This window comes from Halomonas borealis, assembly GCF_004798905.1.
GTDB classification, from domain to species: domain Bacteria; phylum Pseudomonadota; class Gammaproteobacteria; order Pseudomonadales; family Halomonadaceae; genus Halomonas; species Halomonas borealis.
In genome coordinates, this window is sequence record NZ_SDMO01000009.1 from 83,683 (window position 1) to 105,285 (window position 21,603).

General features: G+C 68.2%; 22 protein-coding genes. 9 read left to right on the forward strand and 13 right to left on the reverse strand.

The window, feature by feature from the left end; genetic code table 11:
- Positions 1–76: 76 nt before the first annotated feature.
- The gene (locus ETC07_RS10400; RefSeq protein WP_136248449.1) at positions 77–1,393 is read right to left on the reverse strand and encodes an ammonium transporter; all 1,317 of its coding nucleotides are present in this window, start codon (positions 1,391–1,393) and stop codon (positions 77–79) included.
- Between the two features lie 38 nt (positions 1,394–1,431).
- Positions 1,432–1,770 carry a P-II family nitrogen regulator gene (locus ETC07_RS10405; protein WP_136248450.1) on the reverse strand — a complete coding sequence of 113 codons (339 nt, stop codon included), beginning with the start codon at positions 1,768–1,770 and terminating at the stop codon, positions 1,432–1,434.
- Positions 1,771–2,085: 315 nt separating this feature from the next.
- Between ETC07_RS10405 and ETC07_RS10410 the strand changes: the two genes are divergently transcribed.
- Entirely contained in the window at positions 2,086–2,433 is a 348-nt protein-coding gene (locus ETC07_RS10410; protein ID WP_136248451.1) for an accessory factor UbiK family protein, read from the forward strand.
- Between the two features lie 71 nt (positions 2,434–2,504).
- Complete coding sequence (locus ETC07_RS10415; RefSeq protein ID WP_136248452.1) at positions 2,505–4,010, forward strand: YifB family Mg chelatase-like AAA ATPase; 1,506 nt, start codon at positions 2,505–2,507, stop codon at positions 4,008–4,010.
- Positions 4,011–4,055: 45 nt separating this feature from the next.
- Here the strand turns inward: ETC07_RS10415 and ETC07_RS10420 are convergent, their stop codons facing one another.
- Together ETC07_RS10420 and ETC07_RS10425 are read right to left on the reverse strand one after the other, a co-directional pair.
- Positions 4,056–4,553 carry a hypothetical protein gene (locus ETC07_RS10420; protein WP_136248453.1) on the reverse strand — a complete coding sequence of 166 codons (498 nt, stop codon included), beginning with the start codon at positions 4,551–4,553 and terminating at the stop codon, positions 4,056–4,058.
- Positions 4,550–5,533, reverse strand: coding sequence for an alpha/beta hydrolase (locus tag ETC07_RS10425; RefSeq protein ID WP_136248454.1), 984 nt, complete (start codon positions 5,531–5,533; stop codon positions 4,550–4,552). The genes ETC07_RS10420 and ETC07_RS10425 overlap by 4 nt, the downstream gene beginning before the upstream one ends.
- Positions 5,534–5,764: 231 nt before the next feature.
- Here ETC07_RS10425 and ETC07_RS10430 point away from each other — a divergent pair, with 231 nt between their 5' ends.
- Both ETC07_RS10430 and ETC07_RS10435 read left to right on the forward strand, forming a co-directional pair.
- The gene (locus ETC07_RS10430; RefSeq protein WP_136248455.1) at positions 5,765–7,951 is read left to right on the forward strand and encodes a malate synthase G; all 2,187 of its coding nucleotides are present in this window, start codon (positions 5,765–5,767) and stop codon (positions 7,949–7,951) included.
- Between the two features lie 118 nt (positions 7,952–8,069).
- Positions 8,070–8,483, forward strand: a complete 414-nt coding sequence (locus ETC07_RS10435) for a PaaI family thioesterase (protein WP_136248456.1) — start codon at positions 8,070–8,072, stop codon at positions 8,481–8,483.
- Positions 8,484–8,540: 57 nt separating this feature from the next.
- On the opposite strand, the gene ETC07_RS10440 is transcribed toward ETC07_RS10435, so the two are convergent.
- Positions 8,541–8,945 (reverse strand): DUF423 domain-containing protein, encoded by a 405-nt coding sequence (locus tag ETC07_RS10440; RefSeq protein ID WP_136248457.1) that lies wholly within the window; start codon positions 8,943–8,945, stop codon positions 8,541–8,543.
- A gap of 228 nt (positions 8,946–9,173) precedes the next feature.
- Here ETC07_RS10440 and thiS point away from each other — a divergent pair, with 228 nt between their 5' ends.
- From thiS to trmB, 3 genes are all read left to right on the forward strand, one after another.
- Positions 9,174–9,374 (forward strand): sulfur carrier protein ThiS, encoded by a 201-nt coding sequence (thiS, locus tag ETC07_RS10445; RefSeq protein WP_136248458.1) that lies wholly within the window; start codon positions 9,174–9,176, stop codon positions 9,372–9,374.
- Between the two features lie 212 nt (positions 9,375–9,586).
- Positions 9,587–10,384 carry a thiazole synthase gene (locus ETC07_RS10450; protein ID WP_136248459.1) on the forward strand — a complete coding sequence of 266 codons (798 nt, stop codon included), beginning with the start codon at positions 9,587–9,589 and terminating at the stop codon, positions 10,382–10,384.
- 32 nt (positions 10,385–10,416) lie between these two features.
- Positions 10,417–11,163: a tRNA (guanosine(46)-N7)-methyltransferase TrmB gene (gene trmB / locus ETC07_RS10455; protein WP_136248460.1), complete on the forward strand. Its 747-nt coding sequence runs from the start codon at positions 10,417–10,419 to the stop codon at positions 11,161–11,163.
- 11 nt (positions 11,164–11,174) lie between these two features.
- On the opposite strand, the gene ETC07_RS10460 is transcribed toward trmB, so the two are convergent.
- Positions 11,175–12,203 carry a DMT family transporter gene (locus tag ETC07_RS10460; RefSeq protein ID WP_136248461.1) on the reverse strand — a complete coding sequence of 343 codons (1,029 nt, stop codon included), beginning with the start codon at positions 12,201–12,203 and terminating at the stop codon, positions 11,175–11,177.
- 89 nt (positions 12,204–12,292) lie between these two features.
- Here ETC07_RS10460 and ETC07_RS10465 point away from each other — a divergent pair, with 89 nt between their 5' ends.
- Positions 12,293–13,177 (forward strand): LysR substrate-binding domain-containing protein, encoded by an 885-nt coding sequence (locus tag ETC07_RS10465; protein WP_136248462.1) that lies wholly within the window; start codon positions 12,293–12,295, stop codon positions 13,175–13,177.
- 225 nt (positions 13,178–13,402) lie between these two features.
- On the opposite strand, the gene ETC07_RS10470 is transcribed toward ETC07_RS10465, so the two are convergent.
- The 7 genes from ETC07_RS10470 to ETC07_RS10500 all read right to left on the reverse strand — a co-directional run bounded on the left by ETC07_RS10470 (position 13,403) and on the right by ETC07_RS10500 (position 19,456).
- A complete protein-coding gene (locus tag ETC07_RS10470; protein WP_136248463.1) occupies positions 13,403–14,317 on the reverse strand; it encodes an AEC family transporter in 915 nt (304 codons plus the stop codon).
- Between the two features lie 118 nt (positions 14,318–14,435).
- Positions 14,436–15,152 carry a BamJ family beta-barrel-assembly machinery protein gene (bamJ, locus tag ETC07_RS10475; RefSeq protein ID WP_136248464.1) on the reverse strand — a complete coding sequence of 239 codons (717 nt, stop codon included), beginning with the start codon at positions 15,150–15,152 and terminating at the stop codon, positions 14,436–14,438.
- A gap of 131 nt (positions 15,153–15,283) precedes the next feature.
- Positions 15,284–15,727 carry a universal stress protein gene (locus ETC07_RS10480; protein WP_136248501.1) on the reverse strand — a complete coding sequence of 148 codons (444 nt, stop codon included), beginning with the start codon at positions 15,725–15,727 and terminating at the stop codon, positions 15,284–15,286.
- Between the two features lie 27 nt (positions 15,728–15,754).
- Complete coding sequence (locus ETC07_RS10485; RefSeq protein ID WP_136248465.1) at positions 15,755–17,041, reverse strand: TRAP transporter large permease; 1,287 nt, start codon at positions 17,039–17,041, stop codon at positions 15,755–15,757.
- A gap of 28 nt (positions 17,042–17,069) precedes the next feature.
- Complete coding sequence (locus ETC07_RS10490; protein WP_136248466.1) at positions 17,070–17,648, reverse strand: TRAP transporter small permease; 579 nt, start codon at positions 17,646–17,648, stop codon at positions 17,070–17,072.
- Positions 17,649–17,825: 177 nt separating this feature from the next.
- Positions 17,826–18,848, reverse strand: coding sequence for a TRAP transporter substrate-binding protein (locus ETC07_RS10495; protein WP_136248467.1), 1,023 nt, complete (start codon positions 18,846–18,848; stop codon positions 17,826–17,828).
- A gap of 80 nt (positions 18,849–18,928) precedes the next feature.
- Positions 18,929–19,456, reverse strand: coding sequence for a TIGR02444 family protein (locus ETC07_RS10500; RefSeq protein WP_136248468.1), 528 nt, complete (start codon positions 19,454–19,456; stop codon positions 18,929–18,931).
- A gap of 194 nt (positions 19,457–19,650) precedes the next feature.
- Here ETC07_RS10500 and ETC07_RS10505 point away from each other — a divergent pair, with 194 nt between their 5' ends.
- Complete coding sequence (locus ETC07_RS10505; protein WP_136248469.1) at positions 19,651–21,597, forward strand: ABC-F family ATP-binding cassette domain-containing protein; 1,947 nt, start codon at positions 19,651–19,653, stop codon at positions 21,595–21,597.
- Positions 21,598–21,603 lie beyond the last annotated feature (6 nt).

The following is a 21,603-nucleotide window of genomic DNA, read 5'->3' on the forward strand; positions in this document are numbered from 1 at the left end:
AGCATACACCCGCGGCGGGAAGAACCAAAAAATGGCCCCGCGTGGGGGCCATGTCGAGGCGTGATGCGCGCCGGGCCTACTCGGGGCTCGGGGCCATGCGCGGCTGGGCCATGCGCTCGCCGCTGGAGCGTCCGCCGCCGCCGTGCAGCGAGGACACGGTGAACTCGGGGTAGGCCTCGAGCCCGCACTCGACGAGGTCGACGCCTTCGTACTCTTCTTCGTCGCTGACGCGAACGCCCATGATCGCCTTGAGGATCAGCCACACGGCCAGGCTGGCGCCGAACACCCAGGCGAAGATGCCGAGGATGCCGATGATCTGAGGACCGAAGGCGGCGCCGTCATTGTTCAGCGGCACCGCGAGCACGCCCCAGATGCCGACCACGCCGTGGGCGGAGATGGCGCCTACCGGGTCGTCGAGCCTGAGCTTGTCGAGGCCGATGATGGCGAAGACCACCAGCAGGCCGCCCGCGCCGCCGATCAAGGTGGCCCCGAGGGCGCTGGGCGACAGCGGGTCGGCGGTGATGGACACCAGGCCGGCGATGGCGCCGTTGAGGGCCATGGTCAGGTCGGCTTTACGGAACCACACCTTGGCCAGGATCAGCGCGGCGATCACCCCGCCGGCGGCGGCGGCGTTGGTGTTCACCAGCACCTGGGCCATGTGGTTGGCCGAACTCACGTCGGAGACCTTCAGTTCGGAGCCGCCGTTGAAGCCGAACCAGCCCATCCACAGGATGAAGGTCCCCAGGGTGGCCAGCGGCATGTTGGCGCCGGGGATGGCGAAGATGCCGCCATCCTTGCCGTACTTGCCCTTGCGCGGGCCGAGTACCAGCACCCCGGCCAGCGCCGCGGCCGCCCCGGCCAGGTGCACGATGCCGGAGCCGGCATAGTCGGAGAAGCCGAGCTCGGCCAGCCAGCCGCCGCCCCAGGTCCAGTAGCCGGAGACCGGGTAGATGACGCCGGTCATCACCACGGCGAAGGCCAGGAAGGCCCACAGCTTCATGCGCTCGGCCACGGCCCCGGAGACGATCGACATGGCGGTGGCCACGAACACCACCTGGAAGAAGAAGTCCGAACGCTGGGAATAGTAGGGCGCGTCGTCGCCGCCGGCGGTCACCGCCGCCACGCTATTCTCGCCGCCGATCAGGAAGCCGAGGTTGGGAAGCACGCCGCCGGCGTCGCCGGAGTACATCAGGGAGTAGCCCACCAGCAGGTACATGCTGCAGGCGATGGCGAACAGTGCGATGTTCTTGGTCAGGATCTCGGCGGTGTTCTTGGAACGCACCAGTCCGGCCTCGAGCATCGAGAAGCCGGCGGCCATCCACATCACCAGGACGCCGCAGATCAGGAAATAGAAGGTATCGAGCGCGTAGCTCAGCTCGGCAAGCTCGGTCATGACGGTCACTCCTCTAGGCAGGGATAAGGGCGGTCGGCTCAGACGGCGTCGGCGCCACGCTCGCCGGTACGGATGCGGATGATGTCCTCGAGGGGGGTCACGAAGACCTTGCCGTCGCCGATCTTGCCGCTGTTGGCGGCACGGCAGATGGCATCCAGTACGCTATCGAGCCGCTCGGCGTCCACGGCGATCTCGACCTTGACCTTGGGCAGGAAGTCGACCACGTATTCGGCGCCCCGATAGAGTTCGGTATGGCCCTTCTGGCGGCCGAAGCCCTTGACCTCGGTGACGGTGACGCCCTGGACGCCGTTATCGGCGAGCGCCTCGCGCACCTCGTCGAGCTTGAAGGGCTTGATGATGGCGGTGATCAGCTTCATCCCGGATCTCCCAGTTGGATGGGCGCGAATGAGTCCGCGCGGTAGGTTAAGTGCAGGGGTTACGCAGCTGTCTTGGCATGTGCGTAAAACGTGCCACCCAGAGGGATTAGCCATGGTTTTCATGGGCTTGCTTTGCTTTTCGAGGCCGAAGCCGAGCGCCCGAGACGGCGGGGGATAGCGGGCCTGCACGATTTTGATGCTCGTGGGTGGGCATGGCGCACCATCCGGGGGCGCGGCCCACGGCACACGGGAATGCGCGCGGCGTGTGGCTTGCGTATCCTTGGGGGAAGCCTTAGTCCATTCAGGAGAGACATCATGGTCAGCCAAGACCGCATCGGCCGCCTGGCTCAGCAGATCGGCGAGCGCCTGCAGGGCGCCTCCCAGGCGCCGGAGGACATGCAGAAAGGCATCCAGCAGGTCGTGCGTGGCGCCTTCGACCGGCTCGAGCTGGTGTCGCGGGAGGACTTCGACATCCTGATGGATGTGCTGCAGCGTACCCGTGGCCGGGTGGAGGCCCTCGAGCACCAGGTCGCCGCCCTGGAGGCGGCGCTGGACGCTTCCCGCACGGAAGACGCAGCGCCGGCCGTGGCGGACGACGCGCCCGCCGACGAGCCTTCCACGACCCCGGGAGAGGATGCCGGCGCCGGCGAGACCGGCCGCTGATCCGCCACCGCCGGGCGGTGCCCGTCGAGCTGGTCTAGCCTGAGGGCAAGACCCGCGCGAGGGACCGCCGAATGACCCTGTCGATCGTCCACACCCGGGCCGGCCTCGGCCTCGAGGCGCCCGAGGTGCTGGTGGAAGTCCACCTGGCTAATGGCCTGCCCGGCATCACCCTGGTCGGGCTGCCCGAGACCGCGGTGCGTGAGAGCCGCGAGCGAGTGCGCAGTGCCTTGGTCAATGCCGGTTTCGACTTCCCGCTGCGGCGCATCACGCTCAATCTGGCACCCGCCGATCTGCCCAAGGAGGGCGGGCGCTTCGACCTGCCCATCGCCCTGGGGTTGCTGGTGGCTTCCGGGCAGATTCCCCCCGAGGCCCTGGCCGACAGCGAGTGCGTGGGTGAGCTGGCGCTGGACGGCGCCCTGCGGCCGGTGGCCGGGGTGTTGCCGCTGGCACTGGCCACTCGTCGCGCGGGGCGTCGGCTGATCGTGCCGCGGGCCAATGCCGACGAGGCGGCGATGGCCGGCGAGCTCGAGGTGCTGCCCGCCGAGCATCTTCTCGAGGTGGTCGGACACCTGCTGGGGCAGACGCCGATCGTGCCGCACCGGGCGTCACGGCCCGTCATGGCCGCCTCCGGGGGTGCCGACCTCGCCGAGGTGCGTGGCCAGCACCAGGCCCGCCGTGCCCTGGAGATCGCGGCGAGCGGCGGCCACAACCTGTTGCTGGCCGGCCCGCCCGGCACCGGCAAGACCATGCTGGCCAGCCGCCTGCCCGGCATCCTGCCGCCGTTGAGCGATGAAGAGGCCCTGGAGGTAGCGGCGGTGCGCTCGGTCTGCGGCCTGCCGCTCGACGAAGACTGGGGGCGTCGCCCCTTCCGCTCGCCCCACCACACCGCCAGCGCGGTGGCGCTGGTGGGCGGCGGCTCGCGGCCGCGCCCCGGGGAAATATCGCTGGCCCACCGAGGTGTGCTGTTCCTCGACGAGCTGCCCGAGTTTCCGCGCCAGGTGCTTGAGGTGATGCGCGAGCCGATGGAGTCCGGGCGCATTCATATCGCCCGGGCCAGCCATGAGCGGCGCTACCCGGCGCGCTTCCAGCTGGTGGCGGCGATGAATCCCTGCCCCTGCGGTTACCTCGGCGATCCCCGTCGTCGTTGCCACTGCACCGCCGCCCAGATCCAGCGCTATCAGGCGCGCCTCTCCGGCCCCTTGCTCGATCGCATCGACCTGCAGGTAGAGGTGCCGGCGCTGCCGCCCGAGCAGCTGACCGCGCAGGAGAGCGGCGAGCCTTCGGAGGCGGTGCGCGAGCGAGTGCTGGCGGCACGCCGGCGGCAGTGGGCGCGGGGTGCGCTCAACGCCCAGCTGGGTAGCCGCGAGCTGGAAGCCGCCTGCGGCCTGAGCGGTGCGGATCGTGCCTGGCTGGCCGGGGTGCTGGAGCGATTGAGCCTCTCGGCGCGGGCCTACCATCGGGTGCTGCGGGTGGCGTTGACGCTCGCCGATCTGGTCGGTGAATCGCGCCCCGGGCGCGAGCATCTGATCGAGGCGATCGGTTATCGTCAGCTCGACCGCCTGCTGAAGGGGCATTGAAGGGACATTGAAGGGGCATTGAAGGGGGATGAAGCCGAGGGGGGGCTAGAGCGCGCTGGCGTCCAGGGCGCCGTCCAGCCGGGTCTGCCAGAGCGGCGTCGGGTCGCCGGGGCGACGCAGGGTCAGCTGCAGCCGGTAGGGCAGCAGGGTGCGATCGGACAGCGAGAGACGCGGGCCCATCGCCATCAGTCGGCTGTCGAGTCGCCACTGATTGGCCTCGGCACCCTGTGACAGGGCCGGCTGCCAGTCGAGCACCTGGGGACCCCGGTCGCGGCCGAGCAGGGCGCGGCTCAGGCTCTCGAGCAGGCGTGCCTGTCCCACACCCAGCCGGGCGTCGATCTCCGGCGTCGCCAGCAGCAACACCTGATCGTTGGCGGGTTGCGGCAGCAGCGGCGCCGCGACGACCTGGCTGGCGGCCCGGTCGCCGAGGCCGTGAAGGGCCTGGCGGATGGTCTCGGGAGATTCCGGCGCGCCGGTGGCGCAGCCGGTGAGCAGCAGCCCGATCAGCAGGGCCGGGAGTAGGGCGCGGGGGCGAAGGCTCATCGGTGCGTGGCGCTCCGGGAGGTGGCGGTGGGGGTGTCGGCATGCTCGAAAGCGGCGAGGAAACGCGTCAGCTGCCCGAACAGCACTCGCCGGATCGGCTCGGCCTCGTTGACCAGGTGATGGCGGGCCTCGGGGTGGCGGTGGACCTCGGCGCGGGGGAACTTGCGGGTCAGCACGTCGAGGTTCCACTCCCAGTCCACGGTCAGGTCCTGCTCACCCTGCAGGATCAGCGTCGGCAACGGACTTTCCGGCATGGCCAGCAGCCGTGGCATCCAGCGGCGCATGGCGTCCACCCATTCCATGGTCAAGCGGTCCGGCTGCAGGGGGTCGCTCTCGCGCAGGAAGGTGGCGAAGTCACTATCGGTGGAGTTCTCGCGGAAGCGGCGCGGCACCGAGCTCACGAAGGGACCCAGCAGGCGGTGCAGCCAGCTCGACTGGCTCCAACCCGAGGGCCGCACCAGCGGGGCCAGCAGCACCAGGCCGCTCCAGTGGCCGTCGTCGCCCCGGTGCAGGGCGTCGGTGGCGAGGATCGCCGCGCCGGTGCTCTGGCCGATGCCGAGCCAGGGGCGTGGCGCCAGGTCGCGGGCGGACAGTTGAGTCTGCAGGCTTTCCAGGCAGCGGCCATAGTCGGCGAAGTCGGCGATGGTGGCGCGGGGCCCGCTGGACAGCCCGTGCCCCGGCAGGTCCCACAGCACCACCTGCCAGCCGCGCTCGAGCAGGCACTCCAGCAGGTGGCGATAGAGGCCCAGGTGATCGTAGTAACCGTGTACCACGAAGATCGTGCCGCGTGGGGCCGGCGGGGACCAGACCTGGGTCCACAGGCGAAAGCCGTGGGCCTCCACGTACCCCACGTGCAGGCCGACCCGGCTGGCCAGCAGAGGTGCCAGGCCATAGTGGTCTAGATAGCCCTGTAGCAGGCGGCCGAAGGGATCGGCCGGCGCGATGGGGCCCAGCGCCTGCAGGGGCGTGAAGTCGGTCATCGAAGTCTCCATTGTGGCTGCCCATGCTAGCGCCCCGCCGGGGTGGCCACCAGCGTCGTATCGCCAACGCTTGGGTCTCGTCTATTGGTCGAGTCTGCGCGGCAGTTCGCAGGCTTCGGGTTTACATGTGGAATCATTTTCCACAATACTGGTGATGACGCAGTCACCATTGCCTGTCTGGCCGCTCGGCGCTGGGGGAGCGCCGAGCGGCCCCGCATAGGAGAACGACCCATGACCCAACGCATCACCCACCATCGCCTTCAGGTAGCCGCCGAGCTGGACCGTTTCATCAACGAGCAGGCCCTGCCGGGCGCAGGCGTCGATCCCGAGGCCTTCTGGGCCGGCGTCGACGCCCTCTTCCATGATCTGACACCACACAATCGCGAACTGCTCGCCGAGCGTGATGCCCTGCAGGCCGAGCTCGATGCCTGGCATCGCGAGAACGCAGGCCCGGTGCGTGACATGGCCGCCTATCGTGGCTTCCTCGAGCGCATCGGCTACCTGCAGCCGGCACCCACCGAGGTGGCCGTCACCACCGCTAACGTCGACCGTGAGATCGCCGTTCAGGCCGGCCCGCAGCTGGTGGTGCCGGTGAACAACGCTCGCTACGCGCTGAACGCCGCCAACGCCCGCTGGGGTAGCCTCTACGATGCGCTCTATGGCACCGATGCCATCGCCGACGAGGGTGGCGCCGAGCGCGGCGACGGCTTCAACCCGAAGCGCGCCGAGAAGGTCATCGCCTATGCGCGCGATGTGCTCGACCGCGCCGCGCCGCTGGCCGGCGGCTCCCACGCCGAGGCGGTGGCGTATGCGCTGCGCGACGGCCAGCTGGTGGTGAGCCTGGAAGGCGGCCGCGAGACCGGCCTGCAGGAGCCCAGCAAGCTAGTCGGTTACCTGGGCGATGCGGCCGCGCCGAGCTCGGTATTGCTGGTCAACAACGACCTGCACCTGGAGATCCAGGTCGATGCGACCCATGCGATCGGCAAGACCGATGCGGCCGGGGTCAAGGACGTGGTCGTCGAGTCGGCGCTGACCTCGATCATGGACTGCGAGGACTCCGTGGCGGCGGTCGATGCCGAGGATAAGGTCGGCGTCTATGCCAACTGGCTGGGCCTGATGGCCGGCGATCTCGAGGAGCCGATCGACAAGGGGGGCAAGCGTTTCACCCGTAAGCTGGCGGCGGATCGTACCTGGAGCGCCCCGCACGGTGGCGAGGTGACCCTGCCCGGCCGCTCGCTGATGTTCGTGCGTAACGTCGGCCACCTGATGACCACCCCGGCGCTGCTGGATGACGAGGGCCAGGAACTGCCGGAGGGCATCCTCGATGCCGTCATGACCAGCCTGCTGGCCATGCGTGACCTGCGGAAGGGCGCCGGTGAGGCCCGCAACTCCCGCGAGGGCTCGGTGTACATCGTCAAGCCGAAGATGCACGGGCCCAAGGAAGTGGCCTTCACTAATAAGCTGTTCGGGCGCGTCGAGGACCTGCTGGGGCTCGAGCGCGATACCCTCAAGATGGGCATCATGGACGAGGAACGCCGTACCTCGGTCAACCTCAAGGCGTGTATCAACGAGGCGACCTCGCGGGTGGTGTTCATCAACACCGGCTTCCTCGATCGCACCGGCGACGAGATGCACACCGCCATGCAGGCCGGCCCGATGGTGCGCAAGGGCGATATGAAGAACGCCGCCTGGATCGGCGCCTACGAGCGTAACAACGTGCAGGTCGGCCTGGCCTGCGGGCTGCGCGGCCACGCCCAGATCGGCAAGGGCATGTGGGCCATGCCGGAACTGATGGCGGCCATGCTCGAGCAGAAGATCGGCCACCCCAAGGCCGGCGCCAACACCGCCTGGGTGCCGTCGCCGACCGCCGCGACCCTGCACGCCCTGCATTATCACCAGCTCAGCGTGGCCGAGGTACAGCGCGAGCTGGAGGCCCAGGGCGATCCTGCCCTGATGGAACAGCTGCTCGACGATCTGCTGACCGTGCCGGTGGCCGAGACGCCCGACTGGGACGACGAGGCGGTCCAGCAGGAGCTGGACAACAACTGCCAGGGCATCCTCGGCTACGTGGTGCGCTGGGTCGAGCACGGCGTGGGCTGCTCCAAGGTGCCGGATATCCACGACGTGGGCCTGATGGAGGACCGTGCCACCCTGCGGATCTCCAGCCAGCACGTGGCCAACTGGCTCTACCATGGCGTGGTCGATGCCGACCGCGTGCGCGCGACCCTGGAGCGCATGGCCCGGGTGGTCGACGAGCAGAACGCCGGTGATCCGACCTATCGGCCGATGAGCGTCGATTTCGTCGCCTCCCACGCCTTCCAGGTCGCCACGGACCTGATCCTCAAAGGCATCGAGCAACCTTCCGGCTACACCGAGCCGCTGCTGCATCGCGGGCGGGCCGTGTACAAGGCGAGCTGATGGCCGGTGGGGCGCGAGTGGCGGGATAGCCGGTGACTCGCGCCCTGCGCCGGCTGTGCGCGGCCTGCGGTCTGGGCTATCTTAGGGCCATCGCCCATTCGCCGCAGGGAGTGCGCCCATGACCGTGATGACCGCCGCCGCCATCGAGGAATTCCTCGAGGAGGTGTTTCCCCAGCGCGCCGGCACCATCGAGGGGGTCGGCGAGCACCGTGCCACCATGAGCCTGGCCATCGAGGACGAGCATCTGCGCCCCGGTGCCAGCGTCTCCGGGCCGACCCTGATGGGGCTCGCCGATGTCTGCCTCTACGTGGCGATCCTGGCCCAGATCGGCCCCGAGCCGATGGCGGTCACCAGCGACCTGCACTGCCGTTTCCTGCGCCGTCCTCGGGGCGACCGCGACCTCATCGCCAACGCCCGGCTGCTCAAGCTGGGGCGTCGCCTGGCGGTGGGCGAGGTTCAGCTGTTCTCCGATGGCGAGGACGATCCTGTGGCGCTGGTCACGGCGACCTATGTATTGCCGGACGGCGACTGAGTCTGGGACCGAACCGAAGGAGGACTGCGCGCTGGCGGCTCGCCGTTGCCGTGTGAGTCATCCCCCGCGGCGCTCTCCGGGCCTCGGTCCGGGGGCACGCAATACGCAGGCCGCCAGGGCCAGCCAGCCGGCGATCAGCAGGCCGCCGCCGAGCGGGGTGATGGCGCCGAGCATGGCGACGCCGCTCAGCGCCAGGGCGTAGAGCGACCCCGAGAAGAGCCCTATGCCGGCCAGCCACAGGCCTAGTGTCAGCCGTTGGCCGGGTAGCGGCAGGCTGGCGCGCCAGGCCAGCACGCCGAGCATCGCCAGGGTGTGCCAGGCCTGGTAGCGCACGCCTGTCTCGAAGGCCGTCATCAACCGCGGTGCCAGTGCCCCGCTCAGGGCATGGGCGCCGAAGGCTCCGGCCACGACCGTCAGGGCGCCGCCTAGCGCCACCATCATCCACCAGCCTCGATCCCGCATCTTGTCTCTCTCCTCGTGCTTCGCCCGCGGGGGCATCGTCGCGACGCCGGACCAGGGGCGCCGGTTGGAGCGAAGCGGGGCCTGGGAAGGTGAGCGTCGCGCCTAGGGATGGCGCCACAGCGCCCCGCCGACGGATCGGCCCCGCGTCGTCTCACGCGCTTACCGTACCCGCGGAAGCCGCAAGGCGCTACAATAGGGGCCCGCGAAATCGCAGCCCTGGAGGATGCCATGCAGATCCAGCTCAACGGCGAGGCCCGTACCCTTGAGGCCGATGCCTCCGTGGCACAGCTGGTCGAGCTTCTCGGCCTGACCGGACGGCGTATCGCCGTGGAGGTCAACGAGGAGATCGTGCCCCGTAGCGTCCACGACGAGACGCGCCTGGCCGCCGATGATCGGGTGGAGATCGTCCATGCCATCGGTGGCGGCTGAGGAAAACACGGATGTATCGCTGCGCTCGACGACCCGTAGGGAAGTGCGTGGGTTCGTCGGGAACGAACCTCGCCATCCTGGCCGCCGGCGGTACTCAATATCCTCATTGACTGGCGTGTAAACTCCGGTATTTCCGTTCCGGTGTCGTCCAACCTGTCTTCGCTCGCAAGACACATCAGCGCTTTCCCCTGAGTCATAGGAGAAATACACGCATGACCGATTTCTTTCAGGACGCGCCGCTGCGCGTCGCCGGCCGTGAATTCGCCTCGCGCCTGCTGGTGGGCACCGGCAAGTACCGTGATATGGATGAGACCGGCGAGGCCATCGCCGCCAGCGGCACCGAGGTAGTGACCTTCGCCGTGCGGCGCACCAACCTGGGGCAGGATGCCGCGGCGGCCAACTTGCTCGATGTCGTGCCCCCGGAGCGCTATACCCTGCTGCCCAACACCGCCGGCTGCTATACGGCCCAGGACGCGGTACGTACCTGCCGGCTGGCCCGCGAGCTGCTCGACGGTCACAACCTGGTCAAGCTCGAGGTGCTGGGCGACGACACCACGCTGTATCCCAATGTGGTGGAGACCCTGGCCGCCGCCGAGACCCTGATCAACGATGGCTTCGATGTCATGGTCTATACCAGCGATGACCCGATCGTCGCCCGCGAGCTGGAGCGCCTGGGTTGTTGCGCCGTGATGCCGCTGGGCTCGCTGATCGGCTCCGGCCACGGCATCCAGAACCCGCACAACATCCGCCTGATCATCGAGCAGGCCAGTGTGCCGGTGCTGGTCGATGCCGGCATCGGCGCCGCCTCCGAGGCCGCCCAGGCCATGGAGCTGGGCTGCGACGGGGTGCTGATGAACTCCGCCATCGCCCATGCCCGTCAGCCGGTGCGGATGGCCGGCGCCATGCGGCGGGCCGTCGAGGCCGGCCGCGAGGCCTTCCTCGCCGGGCGCATGCCGCGCCGCGGGGGCGCCGAGGCCTCCTCGCCGCTGGCCGGCCGCATCAACGCCTGAACCCTCCATTCTTCACGAGTTCCACGCCGCGCATGAACGACGATCCGCAACGCCCCGACCCGACCACCACCGGCCCCGAGGGCCCGGATGCCCCGCTGCACCGCCGCGGCATCAAGAGCTACGTGCTGCGTGCCGGACGCATGACCGGCGCCCAGACTCGCGGCCTCGAAGAGGTCTGGCCGCGGCTGGGGCTGACGCTCGCCGACGGCCGCCAGGATCTCGCGGCGCTGTTCGGGCGTCGTGCCCCGGTGGTGCTGGAGATCGGCTTCGGCATGGGCGCCTCGCTGATCGAGCAGGCCGAGACCCATCCCGACACCGATTTCATCGGCATCGAGGTGCATGCGCCCGGGGTCGGCAAGCTGCTCGACGAGGCCGACAAGCGTGGCCTGACCAACCTGCGGGTCTACCGTGAAGATGCCCTGGCGGTGCTCGAGCAGTGCCTGCCCGAGGGGAGCCTCGCGACCCTGCAGTTGTTCTTCCCCGACCCCTGGCCGAAGACCAAGCATCACAAGCGGCGCATCGTCCAGCCGGCCTTCGTCGAGCTGGTGCGCCGTCGCCTCATCCCCGGCGGCACCCTGCACATGGCCACCGACTGGGAGGCCTACGCCGAGTGGATGGCCGAGGTGATGACCGAGGCGCCGGGCTATGCGAACACCGCCGACGCGGCGATGGCACCCTATGTGCCACGCCCCGAGTTCCGCCCGCTGACCAAGTTCGAGCGCCGTGGCGAGAAGCTCGGCCACGGCGTCTGGGACCTGATCTTCCGCCGCCTCGACTGAGGCGGCGGGCCTCAGCCTCGCCGCGTCGGCAGGGCGCTCGGCCTGACCCGCCGGCGTGCTTCACGCTGCTCGACCGGGCGGGCGGTGGCATCATGGCCGCCGGCACCGCGTCCCTGAGGCCGCCTGCTGGCCAGGGCGGCTCCGGCACCGACGATGCCCAGGAGCATGCCGATGGCGCCGAGGCTCCCCGGCCACTCGCCGAACAGCATGAGCGTGGCGGCGAGCGTGGTGGCCGGGGTCAGGGCGACCAGGGCCGCGCTCTGGCTGACCCCGAAGCGCTGCAGGCTGGCGTTGAAGAAGCCGTAGCCGCCGAAGGTCGCCAGCGCGATCAGCCAGGCCAGGGCGGTGAGGCTCGGCGCCGAGACCGGCGGCAGGGGAAGGCCATCGCCCCTGACGAGGGCGGCGAGGGCGAAGATCAGCGTGGCCGCCGCCAGCTGTGACGTCAGGCGTGCCGCCATGGGCTGGGTCGCCGGCCGTCCGGCGCTCAGCACGCTGCCGAGGCTCACCGCCAACACCGCCAGCAACGGCAGCCCGTAGGCCCACAGCGGTGCGCCGCCGGCGCCGCGCAGGTCGTCGAGCACGCTCAGCCCGGCGCCCAGGGTCGCGCCGGCCAGGCCCAGCCACTGCACGGTCCGAGGGCGCTCGCCCAGCAGGCGGCTGGCCATGAGCGTGGCCGCCAGCGGCTGCAAGGCGCCGATCAGGGCCGCCACGCCGGCATCGACGCCGCTTTCCACCGCCAGCAGCATGGCCAGCAGATAGCCGCCTACCGTCAGGCTGCCCACCAGCGCCTCATGGCCCAGCGCACGGTGGTCCAGTCGCCGTCGTCCGAGCGTCAACCCGGCCCAGATGGCTGCCAGCAGGGTGGCCAGGGCGAAGCGCCAGGCATACAGCGACAGCACCGGCGAATCGACGGCCACAGCCAGGCGGCTGCCCACGAAGCCGCTGCTCCAGCAGATCACGAAGCCCACTGCGACGCCCAAACCGGCGAGACGCCGTGGATGCCGGAAGTGCGGGAGCCGTACCTGTCGAATTGCCTGCATGGGAGCCTCCTTCCCTCGAACTTGCACTGGCGAGTCTGCGCCGGCTAATGTCTTCAGGGAATCGAAACTTATTGTAGTGAGACTTCAATATGGCTGAAGCTTTGTGGCAGACCCTGGACCTGGAGGCCCTGCGCAGTTTCGTGACGGTCGCCCGCCGCGGTTCGCTGGCCGCGGCGGCGGAGGAACGGCACCGTACCGTCGGCGCCCTGAGCATGCAGATCAAGCGCCTGGAGACGCGCCTGGAATCGCGGTTGCTGGTGCGCGGCGCGCGTGGCATGACGCTGACCACCAGCGGCGAGGCGCTGCTCGGCGAGGCGCGTGAGCTGCTGCGCCACCACGACGGCTTGGTGGCCAGGATCAGCGGCCGGGGACTGTCCGGCCGAGTGCGCTTCGGCATGCCGGAGGACTATGCCCGACACCTGGTGGGACGCCTGCTTCCGGACTTCCTGGCTCGGCATCCCGACGTGGTGCTGGAGGCGGTGACCGCGACCAGTGGCGAGCTGGCCCGGCGGCTGGAGCAAGGCGAACTGTCGCTGGTCGTGGCCCTGGACCGGCCTTATCACCTGAATGGCGGCGAGCGGCTGTGGCGTACCGCCCCGGTGTGGGCCGGCGCCCGGGAGCTGTCGCTGACGCCGGAGGCTCCTTTGCCGTTGGCGCTCCACCCGGTGGACTGCCCCTATCGCCAACTGGGTGTCGAGGCCCTGGAGGCCGGTGGCCGACCCTGGCATGCGGTCTTCACCAGTACCAGCATCCATGCGCTGGAGACCGCGGTGGAGGCCGGGCTGGGGGTTGGCTTGCTGGAGCGTGAACGCCTGACGCCGGCCATGCGGGTGCTGGGTGAGGCCGAGGGCCTGCCGCGCCTGGCGGAATGTCATGCCGAGCTGCATTACGGACGAAGGATCGACGCGTCTTCCTGGCCGGCGGTGGAGGCGCTGGGGGAGATGATCAAGGCGCGTCTGGGCCGGCATGGCTGACATGCCGCCGGAAAGACACCGTTGGCGGCCGAGCGGTGGGCCAGGCAAAAGAAAGCCGCCCTGGGCGGGGCGGCGAAAAGACCGTGACTAGCAATGAGGAGGAGAACCCTCGCGGAGGACTGGTAGGGCTCCGCGAGCCTGACACGCACCTCGGCGATGTCAGGCAAGAAGAGTAAATCATTCTCATTAACAAGGTCAATGCTAACGAGACTCTTTTTTATTTACTTAGGAGACGAAGCTTAGCCAGAGCGGCAGGCTGAGCATGGCGATCAACGTTTGGGTGGTGATCAGTGCGGCCATCAGCTCGGCGTCGCCGCCGAGCTGGCGCGACAGGATGTAGGCCGAGGTGGCGGTGGGTAGGGCGGCGAACAGCAGCACCACGTCGCGACTCACCGGCGCCAGGCCTAGCAGGGTGGCGAGCCCCAGCGCCAGCGCCGGCATCAGCGCCAACTTGATCAGGGTAGAGGCCCAGAGGCCGCCGCCGCGGCGGAGCAACGCCTGGGGGCGCAGCGCCACGCCGACCGCGACCAGCCCCAACGGCAGCGCCGCCCGGCCGAGCAGGGCCACCGCCTCGTGGCTCCAGCCGGGCAGGCCGAGTCCCGAGAGGTTGAGGGCGGCCCCCGCGAGGCAGGCCAGGATCAGTGGGTTGCGGGCCAGGGCCTTCAGGCTGGCCGCCACGCCGCCCTTCCCCAGGGTGCCGGCGGCCAGGAAGGTCAGCACGCACAGCACGTTGACCAGCGGCACCATCAGCGCCACGGCCACCGCCGCGACGGTGGCGCCGGCCGAGCCGTGCAGGGCGCCGGCGCCGGCGACGCCGACGTAGGTATTGAAGCGCAGCGAGCCCTGGAAGACCGAGGTGAAGGCCGGCATGTCGAGCCCCAGGCGAGGGCGTAGCGCCCACAGGCCGATGCCCATCAACAGCAGGCTGCCGAGCAGCACCAGGGCGAGGCGCACCACCGGCACGGCGTGGATGTCGGCCTCGGCCAGGGTGGCGACCAGCATCGCCGGGAACAGCAGGTAGTAGATCAGGCTCTCGAGGCGCGACCAGAAGTCGCCGCCGGGCCAGGGGCCGCGGCCGAGCAGGGCGCCGAGCAGGATCAGCAGGAACAGGGGGCCGAGGGCGCCGACGATGCTTTCCATGATGGTGTCATGTCCTGGGGTGGGCGCGGCATGTCGCGAGGCATGACGCAAGTCGGCCGGCCCCCGAGGGAGGCCGGCCGTCGGTCACGCGATCAGCGTACCTCTGCCGCGAGGCGGATCAGCCTTCGGCGTCGTCGCCTGCCCCGTTATCGGGGTTCACGTCGAGTAGTTCGACCTTGAAGTCCAGGGTCTCATTGGGACCGATGGGGCCCTGGCCGCGGGTGCCGTAGGCGAGCTCGGCGGGGATCACGACTTCCCAGGTATCGCCGACGTCCATCATCTTCAGGGCTTCCTGCCAGCCTTCGATGACCTGGCCGACCTGGAAGCTGACCGGCTCGCCGCGCTCGTAGGAGCTGTCGAAGACGGTGCCGTCGATCAGCTTACCTTCGTAGTTGACCTTCACGGTGTCGCCGTCGCTCGGTGAGGCGCCGTCGCCGGATTCGATCTCGCGATACTGCAGGCCGGAGTCGGTGACGGTCACGCCATCCTGCTCGGCGTTCTCGGCCTGGTAAGCCTCGCCCGCGGCCTTGTTGCTCTCGGCCTCTTTCTCGGCCTCGGCGGCGCGCTCCTGCATGGCCTGCTGCTGGAAGGCCTGCATGGTGGAATTCATCTCTTCCTCGCTCATCTCCAGCTCGTTGTCGCCGAAGACGTCCTGCACGGCCTGGGTAAAGGCGTCGACGTCGAGGTCGGAGACGTCCTGCTGGATGCTCTTGCCCAGTGTCACGCCGAGGCTGTAGCCGAGTTTCTCGCCGTCGGTATCCGGGGCGGCGGCCAGGGCCAGCGGGGCCGCGGTCAGCAGCGCCGTCAGGGATGCGGTAGTCAGCAGTCGCTTCATGAAAATGCCTTGTACTCCGGCGCCTTGGCGCCATCGATGAGTGGGATCCTTGGGACTCTAACAGGGCCGGATCGGTTCCGCACCCGTCGCGATGAGGTGCGAATCGACCCGACAATGACGCGGATGGTGGCCTAGACGACCAGGGTCGGGCAATGGGAGGAGCCCGCCACTCGCTGTGACACGCTGCCCAGCAGCAGGCCCTTGTCGCCGTTGGTGCCCTGGGCGCCGATCACGATCAGGTCGCAGTCGCGCTTGCGGGCGAAGCGCACGATGGTGCGTGAGGGGCGCCCGCCTTTGACGAAGGCGCGGGCCCCGTCGGCGGGCACGCCGAGTTCGGTGGCATGGGCCTTGGCCTGCACGGCGATCTCGGTGGCATATTCCTTGAGGGCATCGTCGGGAATATCGAGTCGCGTCGGACGCACCATGGACAGCGAGGCCTCGAGCAGGCTGTGGTGCTTGAACACGCACAGGATATACAGCTCGGCGCCGGTGAGCTGTTGGAGTGCGATGGCCTTGTCCAGTGCCTTGATCGCCCCCTTGGAGCCATCCACCGGCACCATGATCCGTTTGAACATCATGACCTCTCCTCTAGGTAGTCAGGGTCAGCCGCTGAAGGCCAGGTCGCGCAGGAACAGGGCGATCTGCGGGAAGATGATCAGCAGGGCGGCGGCGAGAATCAGCAGGCAAACGAACGGCGGCGTGCCCTTGATCACATCCAGGTACGGCCGCTTGAAGATCGCGATGGCGGTGAAGATGTCACAGCCGAAGGGTGGCGTCGCCGAACCGATGGCCACCTGCAGGGTGATCAGTATGCCGACCAGCACAGGGTCCAGGCCGGTGGCTTCCACGGCCGGGGCGAAGATCGGCGTCAGCACCAGGATCACCACGATCGGATCGACGAACATGCAGGCCACGAAGAAGGCGATGCAGATGGCGATCAGGACCCCGGTGGGGCCGGCCTCGTTGATCCCCACGGCGTCGAGGAGCGCCTGGGGGATCTGGGCGAAGGAGATGATCCAGGAGAAGCCGTTGCCCACCGCGACCAGGATGAACACCACCGCGGTGATCAGGCCGGTGGACTTGGCGATGGCGTAGATATTGTCGAGCTTCAGCGAGCGGAAGATCACGAACTCGAGCAGTATGGCATACAGCACACAGGCCGCGGCGGCCTCGGTGGGGCTGAACACACCGCCATAGATGCCGCCGACGATGATCACCGGGAAGCCCAGCGGCCATAGCGCCATGCGCACCGCGGTCAGGCGCTCGCCCCAGCTGGACTTGGGTTCGGTGGGCACCTTGCGGATCACCGCATAGAGCACGCAGTAGGCGGCGAACATGGACAGGATCAAAAGGCCGGGCCCGATGCCGGCGATGAACAGCTCGCCGATCGAGGTGCCGGAGATGACCCCGTAGATGATCATGCCGATGCTCGGGGGGATCAGGAAGGCGATATCGCTGGAGTTGATGATCAGGGCCAGGGTGAAGGAATCCGAGTAGCCGGCCTTGAGCATGCGCGGGCGCAACGGCGAGCCCACCGCCACCACCGTGGCCTGGGTGGAGCCGGAGACGGCCCCGAACAGGGTGCAGGAGGCGGCCGTGCTGACCGCCAGGCCACCCTTCACGTGGCCGATGAAGGACATCACCATGTTGATCAGTCGTTCGGCCGATTGTCCGCGGGTCATGATGTCCGCGGCGAGGATGAACATCGGTACCGCGATCAGCGAGGCCGGCCGGATGCCGGCCATCATCTGTTGGATCAGCGTCTCCATCTGGCCCAAGCCGCTGAACATCATGAAGAAGCCGATGACCGCCGCGGTGATCAGCGGGATCATCATCGGAAAGCCCAGCAGCAGCAGGGCGATCATGGTTACAACCATTACTGTCGTCATCTTGCGTTCCCCCGGGCAGTGCCCTGCGTCAGACTTCCGTTTCCGTATCCTTGTAGCCGTCGAGCACCGAGGTCGACAGGTAGACGTCACGCGACGTCATGTTCTTGATGGCGGTGAGCAGGTACTGGATGCCGGTGATCAGAAAGCCCAGTGGCACCCAGATATAGATGATGAAGATGGGGAAGCCCAACGCCGGCAGGATGCGACCCTTGTCGTACAGGTCGAGGATGTAGAGCACCGAGTAGTAGAGCAGGAAGAACATCACCAGGGAGGTGAACAGCGAGATCGTGATCATCAGCGCGCGACGCCCACCGACCGGCAGCGCATCGTAGATCGCCGACATGCGGATATGGCGGCCGTGGCGCGCCGCGTAGCCGATGCCGGCGAAGGTGATCATGATGATCAGGATGCGGTTGATCTCGCCGGTGAAGAAGATACTCTCGCCGAACGCGAAGCGGCCGACGACGTTGGCGATGGTGTTGATGGCCATCAGCAGCACGCCGAGGGCGAGGATCACCGACTCGACCTTGCTGATGAAGGTATCGATGACGCCGAGAAAGCCCGGTAGCCCCGAGCGATAGTGTTTTTCGGACTCTTCTTCGGTCATGGGCGGACTCCTTTCAGCGGATATGGCGACGCAGCGACGTCCCTATCGAGCAGCATAATGGCTCGCCGCCATGTAGGAGGGCCGCCGGGTCAACGTTGGGTGAACGTTGACCGGCGGGCCGCAAACAAATCGGGGGCAGCCTGGCTGCCCCCGTCGTGGTGGTACCTTGGAACGCGCTTACTGCTCTGCTTGCTGCACGCTCTCGAGGTCGCTCTTGAACTGCTCGAGCAGGGCCGCACCGTCCTCGCCGGTCATCTCGAGGAACTTCTCCTCGACTTGCGGAGCACGCTCCTTGAAGGCGGCGATCTGTTCGTCGTTCAGGCGGGTCACGGTGACCTCATCGGAGGCTTCCTGGATCTTGGCCAGTGATTCATCGGCCAGGCCCTGGATATGCTCGATGGTGTGATCATAGGCCGCGTCGGTGGCATCCTGCACCAGCTGCTGATCGTCGTCGGACAGCCCTTCGTAGAAGTCCATGTTGGCCATCATGGCGGTGGTGAACCAGCCATGGCCGGTGAAGGTCAGATTCGGGGAGACCTCGTAGAGGCCGCCGGACTCGATCCAGAAGATCGGGTTTTCCTGGCCGTCGAGGATACCGGTCTGCAGGCCACCATAGACTTCGCCCCACGGCAGCGGGGTCGGAGTGGCCCCGAAGGCGTTGTAGGTCTCGGCGAGCAGAGGGTTGGTCATGACGCGGATCTTCTTGTTGTCGAAGTCCGCGGGCTCGGTGATCGGCTCGTCGGCGGTGACCACCATTTCCCCCTCGGGGAACATCTGCAGCAGCTTCAGGCCATGCTCGGCGTAGAGCGCGGGGAACATCTCGTTGATGGCCTTGCTCTCATCGAAGAACTCGAGCACGGTATCCATGTCGGTCGGCATCAGATACGGAATGAAAAAGATCTGAGCCGCCGGGATCAGGGCGCCGGTGAAACCGGGCGACTGGTCGACGAACTGCAGGATGCCGTTCTGGGTCTGCTCCATGATGTCGTCGGACTCGCCAAGCTCGCCGAAACGATAGACCTGGACGCTGTGGTCGGAGTTCTCCTCCACGTAGCGCTTGAATTCCTGGGCGAACACGTCCTGGACGTCACCTTCGTATTCCTCGTGGGCGTAACGCCAGTTATCCGAATAGGCGGCCGTCGACAGGCCGAGCATCAGGGCGCCGATGCCTGCGGTAGCCAGCAGTTTTTGTGACTTCATGAGTAGAGTTCCTCTGCAGATTCTGTCGGCAAAACCGCGCCAACGAAAAGAAGGTTTTGTTTTTGCAGTGTTTGTTTAGGCTAGTGGGGCGGCCATGAAGGGTCAAGTTGGCCTTTCAACCTTCCCAGCGCCGAGACATGGGAGGGCCGGGTCAGCCTGAGATGATCGGGCAGCGCCTCCTGCAGGCCGTCGCCTGGCGACAGCCGGCGATGCGGAGGGCCGCCATCCCGGCTATAGGCCTCGAGCCTGGCGAGGGCCTCGCGTTCGGCGTCCAGCTCGGCGGCCTTGATCCGCTCGCGCAGCGCCGCGACGCCTTCGCGCTCGGCGGCCTCGGCCTTGAGTTCGCGCCGCAGCCGGCGCAGCGGTGCGGTCACCTCGGCCTGCCAGCGAGTCACCTCCTCGGGTATCGGCCCGGCGGCGAAGCCGTGGCGGAACAGCCACAGTCGCCACAACAGCTCGATCACCTCGATGCCCGCATCGTCCTGCAGGTGCAGGCAAGCCGCCTCCACTCCGGGGCGGGCGTAGAGCGCACAGGCGAACGCCCAGAGCGGATCGATGTCGAGCCGGCCCCGCAGAGCGGCCGGTAATTCGGTAGAATCGGCTGTCATGATTCGGCTGTCGTCGTCATGGCGATGGCCTCAGGAAATACTGCTTGAATGCCTGCGCATGCAAATCGCTTCGTTGCGCGGTGCTCGAAAGCTCGCCTAACACCATGTTGTTTCTCGCTTTCTGTGCTCCATTCGCTTCACGATGCCCGGTGATTTATTCAGCGTTTCCTTCACGTCCTTCCTGTGGAGCCCTCATGATTGCACTGCGCCAAGTTTCCCTGCAACGCGGCACTCAAGCGCTGTTCGAGGACACCGACCTGACCCTGCACGCCGGGCACAAGGCGGGTATCGTCGGACCCAATGGCGCCGGCAAGTCGAGCCTGTTCGGCCTGCTGCGCGGCGAGTTCGGCCCCGATCGCGGCACGCTAGAGATGAGCGGCGGCCAGCGCATCGCCCACATGGCCCAGGAGGTCGAGGCGCTCGACCGCAGCATCCAGGACTACGTGCTCGATGGCGACCGGGCCCTGCGTGAGGCCGAGGCGGCGCTGGAGGCGGCCCAGGCCGCCGGCGAGGCCCATCGTGAGGCGGAGCTGCACGGCACCATCGAAGCGCTGGACGGCTACAGCGGCCCGGCACGAGCCGCCCAGCTGCTGGTCGGGCTCGGTTTCGGTCAGCGCGACCTGGTGCGGCCGCTGTCGGACTTCTCCGGCGGCTGGCGGATGCGCGTCAACCTGGCACGGACCCTGTTCATGCCGTCCGACCTGCTGCTGCTCGATGAGCCGACCAACCACCTGGACCTCGATGCCCTGCTGTGGCTCGAGCAGTGGCTGACCCGCTACCCGGGCACCCTGCTGCTGATCTCCCACGACCGCGACTTCCTGGACGCGGTCTGCGATCACATCGTGCACTTCGACCGCCAGACGCTGGCGCTCTATCGCGGCAACTATTCCACCTTCGAGCGTACCCGTGCCGAGAAGCTGGCGCTGCAGCAGGCCGAGGCCGCCAAGCAGCAGGCGCGCAAGGAGGAGATCGAGCGCTTCGTGGCGCGCTTCCGCTACAAGGCCACCAAGGCCCGGCAGGCGCAGAGCCGGCTGAAGATGCTCGAGCGCATGGGCGATATCGCCGTGGCCCATGCCGACTCGCCCTTCCACTTCACCCTGCCGTCCGCCGACCGCACCTCGCATCCGCTGCTGGTGCTCGACAAGGCACGCCTCGGCTACCGCGGCGAGGGCGAAGACACGATGCAGCTCGAGGAGGTCGACCTGACCCTGCAGCCGGGCCAGCGCATCGGCCTGCTGGGCCCCAACGGCGCCGGCAAGTCGACGCTGATCAAGTCGCTGACCGGAGAGCTGGCGCTGCTCGATGGCCATCGGGTACCCGGCGAGCACCTGCAGATCGGCTATTTCGCCCAGCATCAGCTCGAGGGCCTCGACCTCTCGGCCACGCCCTTCCTGCATGTCCAGCGGCTCTCGCCGCGGGCCGCCGACCTGGACATTCGCCACTTCCTGGGTGGCTTCGGTTTCAAGGGCGATGACGCCTTCGCCGAGGTGGGGCGCTTTTCCGGCGGTGAAAAGGCGCGGCTGGCGCTGGCCCTGGTGGCCTGGCAGAAGCCCAACCTGCTGCTGCTCGACGAGCCCACCAACCACCTGGACCTGGAGATGCGCGAGGCGCTCACCCAGGCGCTGGCGAGCTTCGAGGGCACGGTGATCGTGGTCTCCCACGACCGCCATCTGCTGCGCGCCACCGTGGATGAGTTCTGGCGGGTCGCCGACCATCGCGTCACGCCGTTCGATGGCGACCTGGACGACTATCGCGCCTGGCTCAAGACCCGGCTCGAGAACGAACGCCGCGAGGCCCGGGCCCAGAAGGCCGAGCGTCAGGAGGACGCCGAGGCCCCCCGGGAGGATCGCAAGGCCGCGCGGCGTGCCGCCGCCGAGCTACGCGAGAAGCTGCGCCCGCTCAAGCGCGACCGCGATCGCAGCGAGCGCGAGATGGAGAAGGTCCAGCAGGCGCTGTCCAAGGTGGAGGACGCGCTGGGCGAGGCCGAGCTCTATACCGACGAGGCACGCAAGGATGAGCTCACCGCGCGGCTCGCCGAACAAGGCGAGCTGGCGTCCCGGCTCGGCGAGCTGGAGCAGGCCTGGCTGGCCGCGGAGGAGTCGCTGGAGGCGATGGAGGCCGAGCTGCGCGCGGAGGCGTGAGGCCCG

Coding starts and splice junctions, on each gene's coding strand:
- ETC07_RS10465 (WP_136248462.1), top strand. CDS start 12,293: ATGGCTGAAGCTTTGTGGCAGACCCTGGACCTGGAGGCCCTGCGCAGT.
- ETC07_RS10500 (WP_136248468.1), bottom strand. CDS start 19,456: ATGACAGCCGATTCTACCGAATTACCGGCCGCTCTGCGGGGCCGGCTC.
- ETC07_RS10495 (WP_136248467.1), bottom strand. CDS start 18,848: ATGAAGTCACAAAAACTGCTGGCTACCGCAGGCATCGGCGCCCTGATG.
- ETC07_RS10415 (WP_136248452.1), top strand. CDS start 2,505: ATGACCCTGTCGATCGTCCACACCCGGGCCGGCCTCGGCCTCGAGGCG.
- ETC07_RS10485 (WP_136248465.1), bottom strand. CDS start 17,041: ATGACGACAGTAATGGTTGTAACCATGATCGCCCTGCTGCTGCTGGGC.
- ETC07_RS10425 (WP_136248454.1), bottom strand. CDS start 5,533: ATGACCGACTTCACGCCCCTGCAGGCGCTGGGCCCCATCGCGCCGGCC.
- ETC07_RS10400 (WP_136248449.1), bottom strand. CDS start 1,393: ATGACCGAGCTTGCCGAGCTGAGCTACGCGCTCGATACCTTCTATTTC.
- ETC07_RS10490 (WP_136248466.1), bottom strand. CDS start 17,648: ATGACCGAAGAAGAGTCCGAAAAACACTATCGCTCGGGGCTACCGGGC.
- ETC07_RS10470 (WP_136248463.1), bottom strand. CDS start 14,317: ATGGAAAGCATCGTCGGCGCCCTCGGCCCCCTGTTCCTGCTGATCCTG.
- ETC07_RS10450 (WP_136248459.1), top strand. CDS start 9,587: ATGACCGATTTCTTTCAGGACGCGCCGCTGCGCGTCGCCGGCCGTGAA.
- trmB (WP_136248460.1), top strand. CDS start 10,417: ATGAACGACGATCCGCAACGCCCCGACCCGACCACCACCGGCCCCGAG.
- bamJ (WP_136248464.1), bottom strand. CDS start 15,152: ATGAAGCGACTGCTGACTACCGCATCCCTGACGGCGCTGCTGACCGCG.
- ETC07_RS10405 (WP_136248450.1), bottom strand. CDS start 1,770: ATGAAGCTGATCACCGCCATCATCAAGCCCTTCAAGCTCGACGAGGTG.
- thiS (WP_136248458.1), top strand. CDS start 9,174: ATGCAGATCCAGCTCAACGGCGAGGCCCGTACCCTTGAGGCCGATGCC.
- ETC07_RS10435 (WP_136248456.1), top strand. CDS start 8,070: ATGACCGTGATGACCGCCGCCGCCATCGAGGAATTCCTCGAGGAGGTG.
- ETC07_RS10505 (WP_136248469.1), top strand. CDS start 19,651: ATGATTGCACTGCGCCAAGTTTCCCTGCAACGCGGCACTCAAGCGCTG.
- ETC07_RS10480 (WP_136248501.1), bottom strand. CDS start 15,727: ATGTTCAAACGGATCATGGTGCCGGTGGATGGCTCCAAGGGGGCGATC.
- ETC07_RS10430 (WP_136248455.1), top strand. CDS start 5,765: ATGACCCAACGCATCACCCACCATCGCCTTCAGGTAGCCGCCGAGCTG.
- ETC07_RS10420 (WP_136248453.1), bottom strand. CDS start 4,553: ATGAGCCTTCGCCCCCGCGCCCTACTCCCGGCCCTGCTGATCGGGCTG.
- ETC07_RS10460 (WP_136248461.1), bottom strand. CDS start 12,203: ATGCAGGCAATTCGACAGGTACGGCTCCCGCACTTCCGGCATCCACGG.
- ETC07_RS10440 (WP_136248457.1), bottom strand. CDS start 8,945: ATGCGGGATCGAGGCTGGTGGATGATGGTGGCGCTAGGCGGCGCCCTG.
- ETC07_RS10410 (WP_136248451.1), top strand. CDS start 2,086: ATGGTCAGCCAAGACCGCATCGGCCGCCTGGCTCAGCAGATCGGCGAG.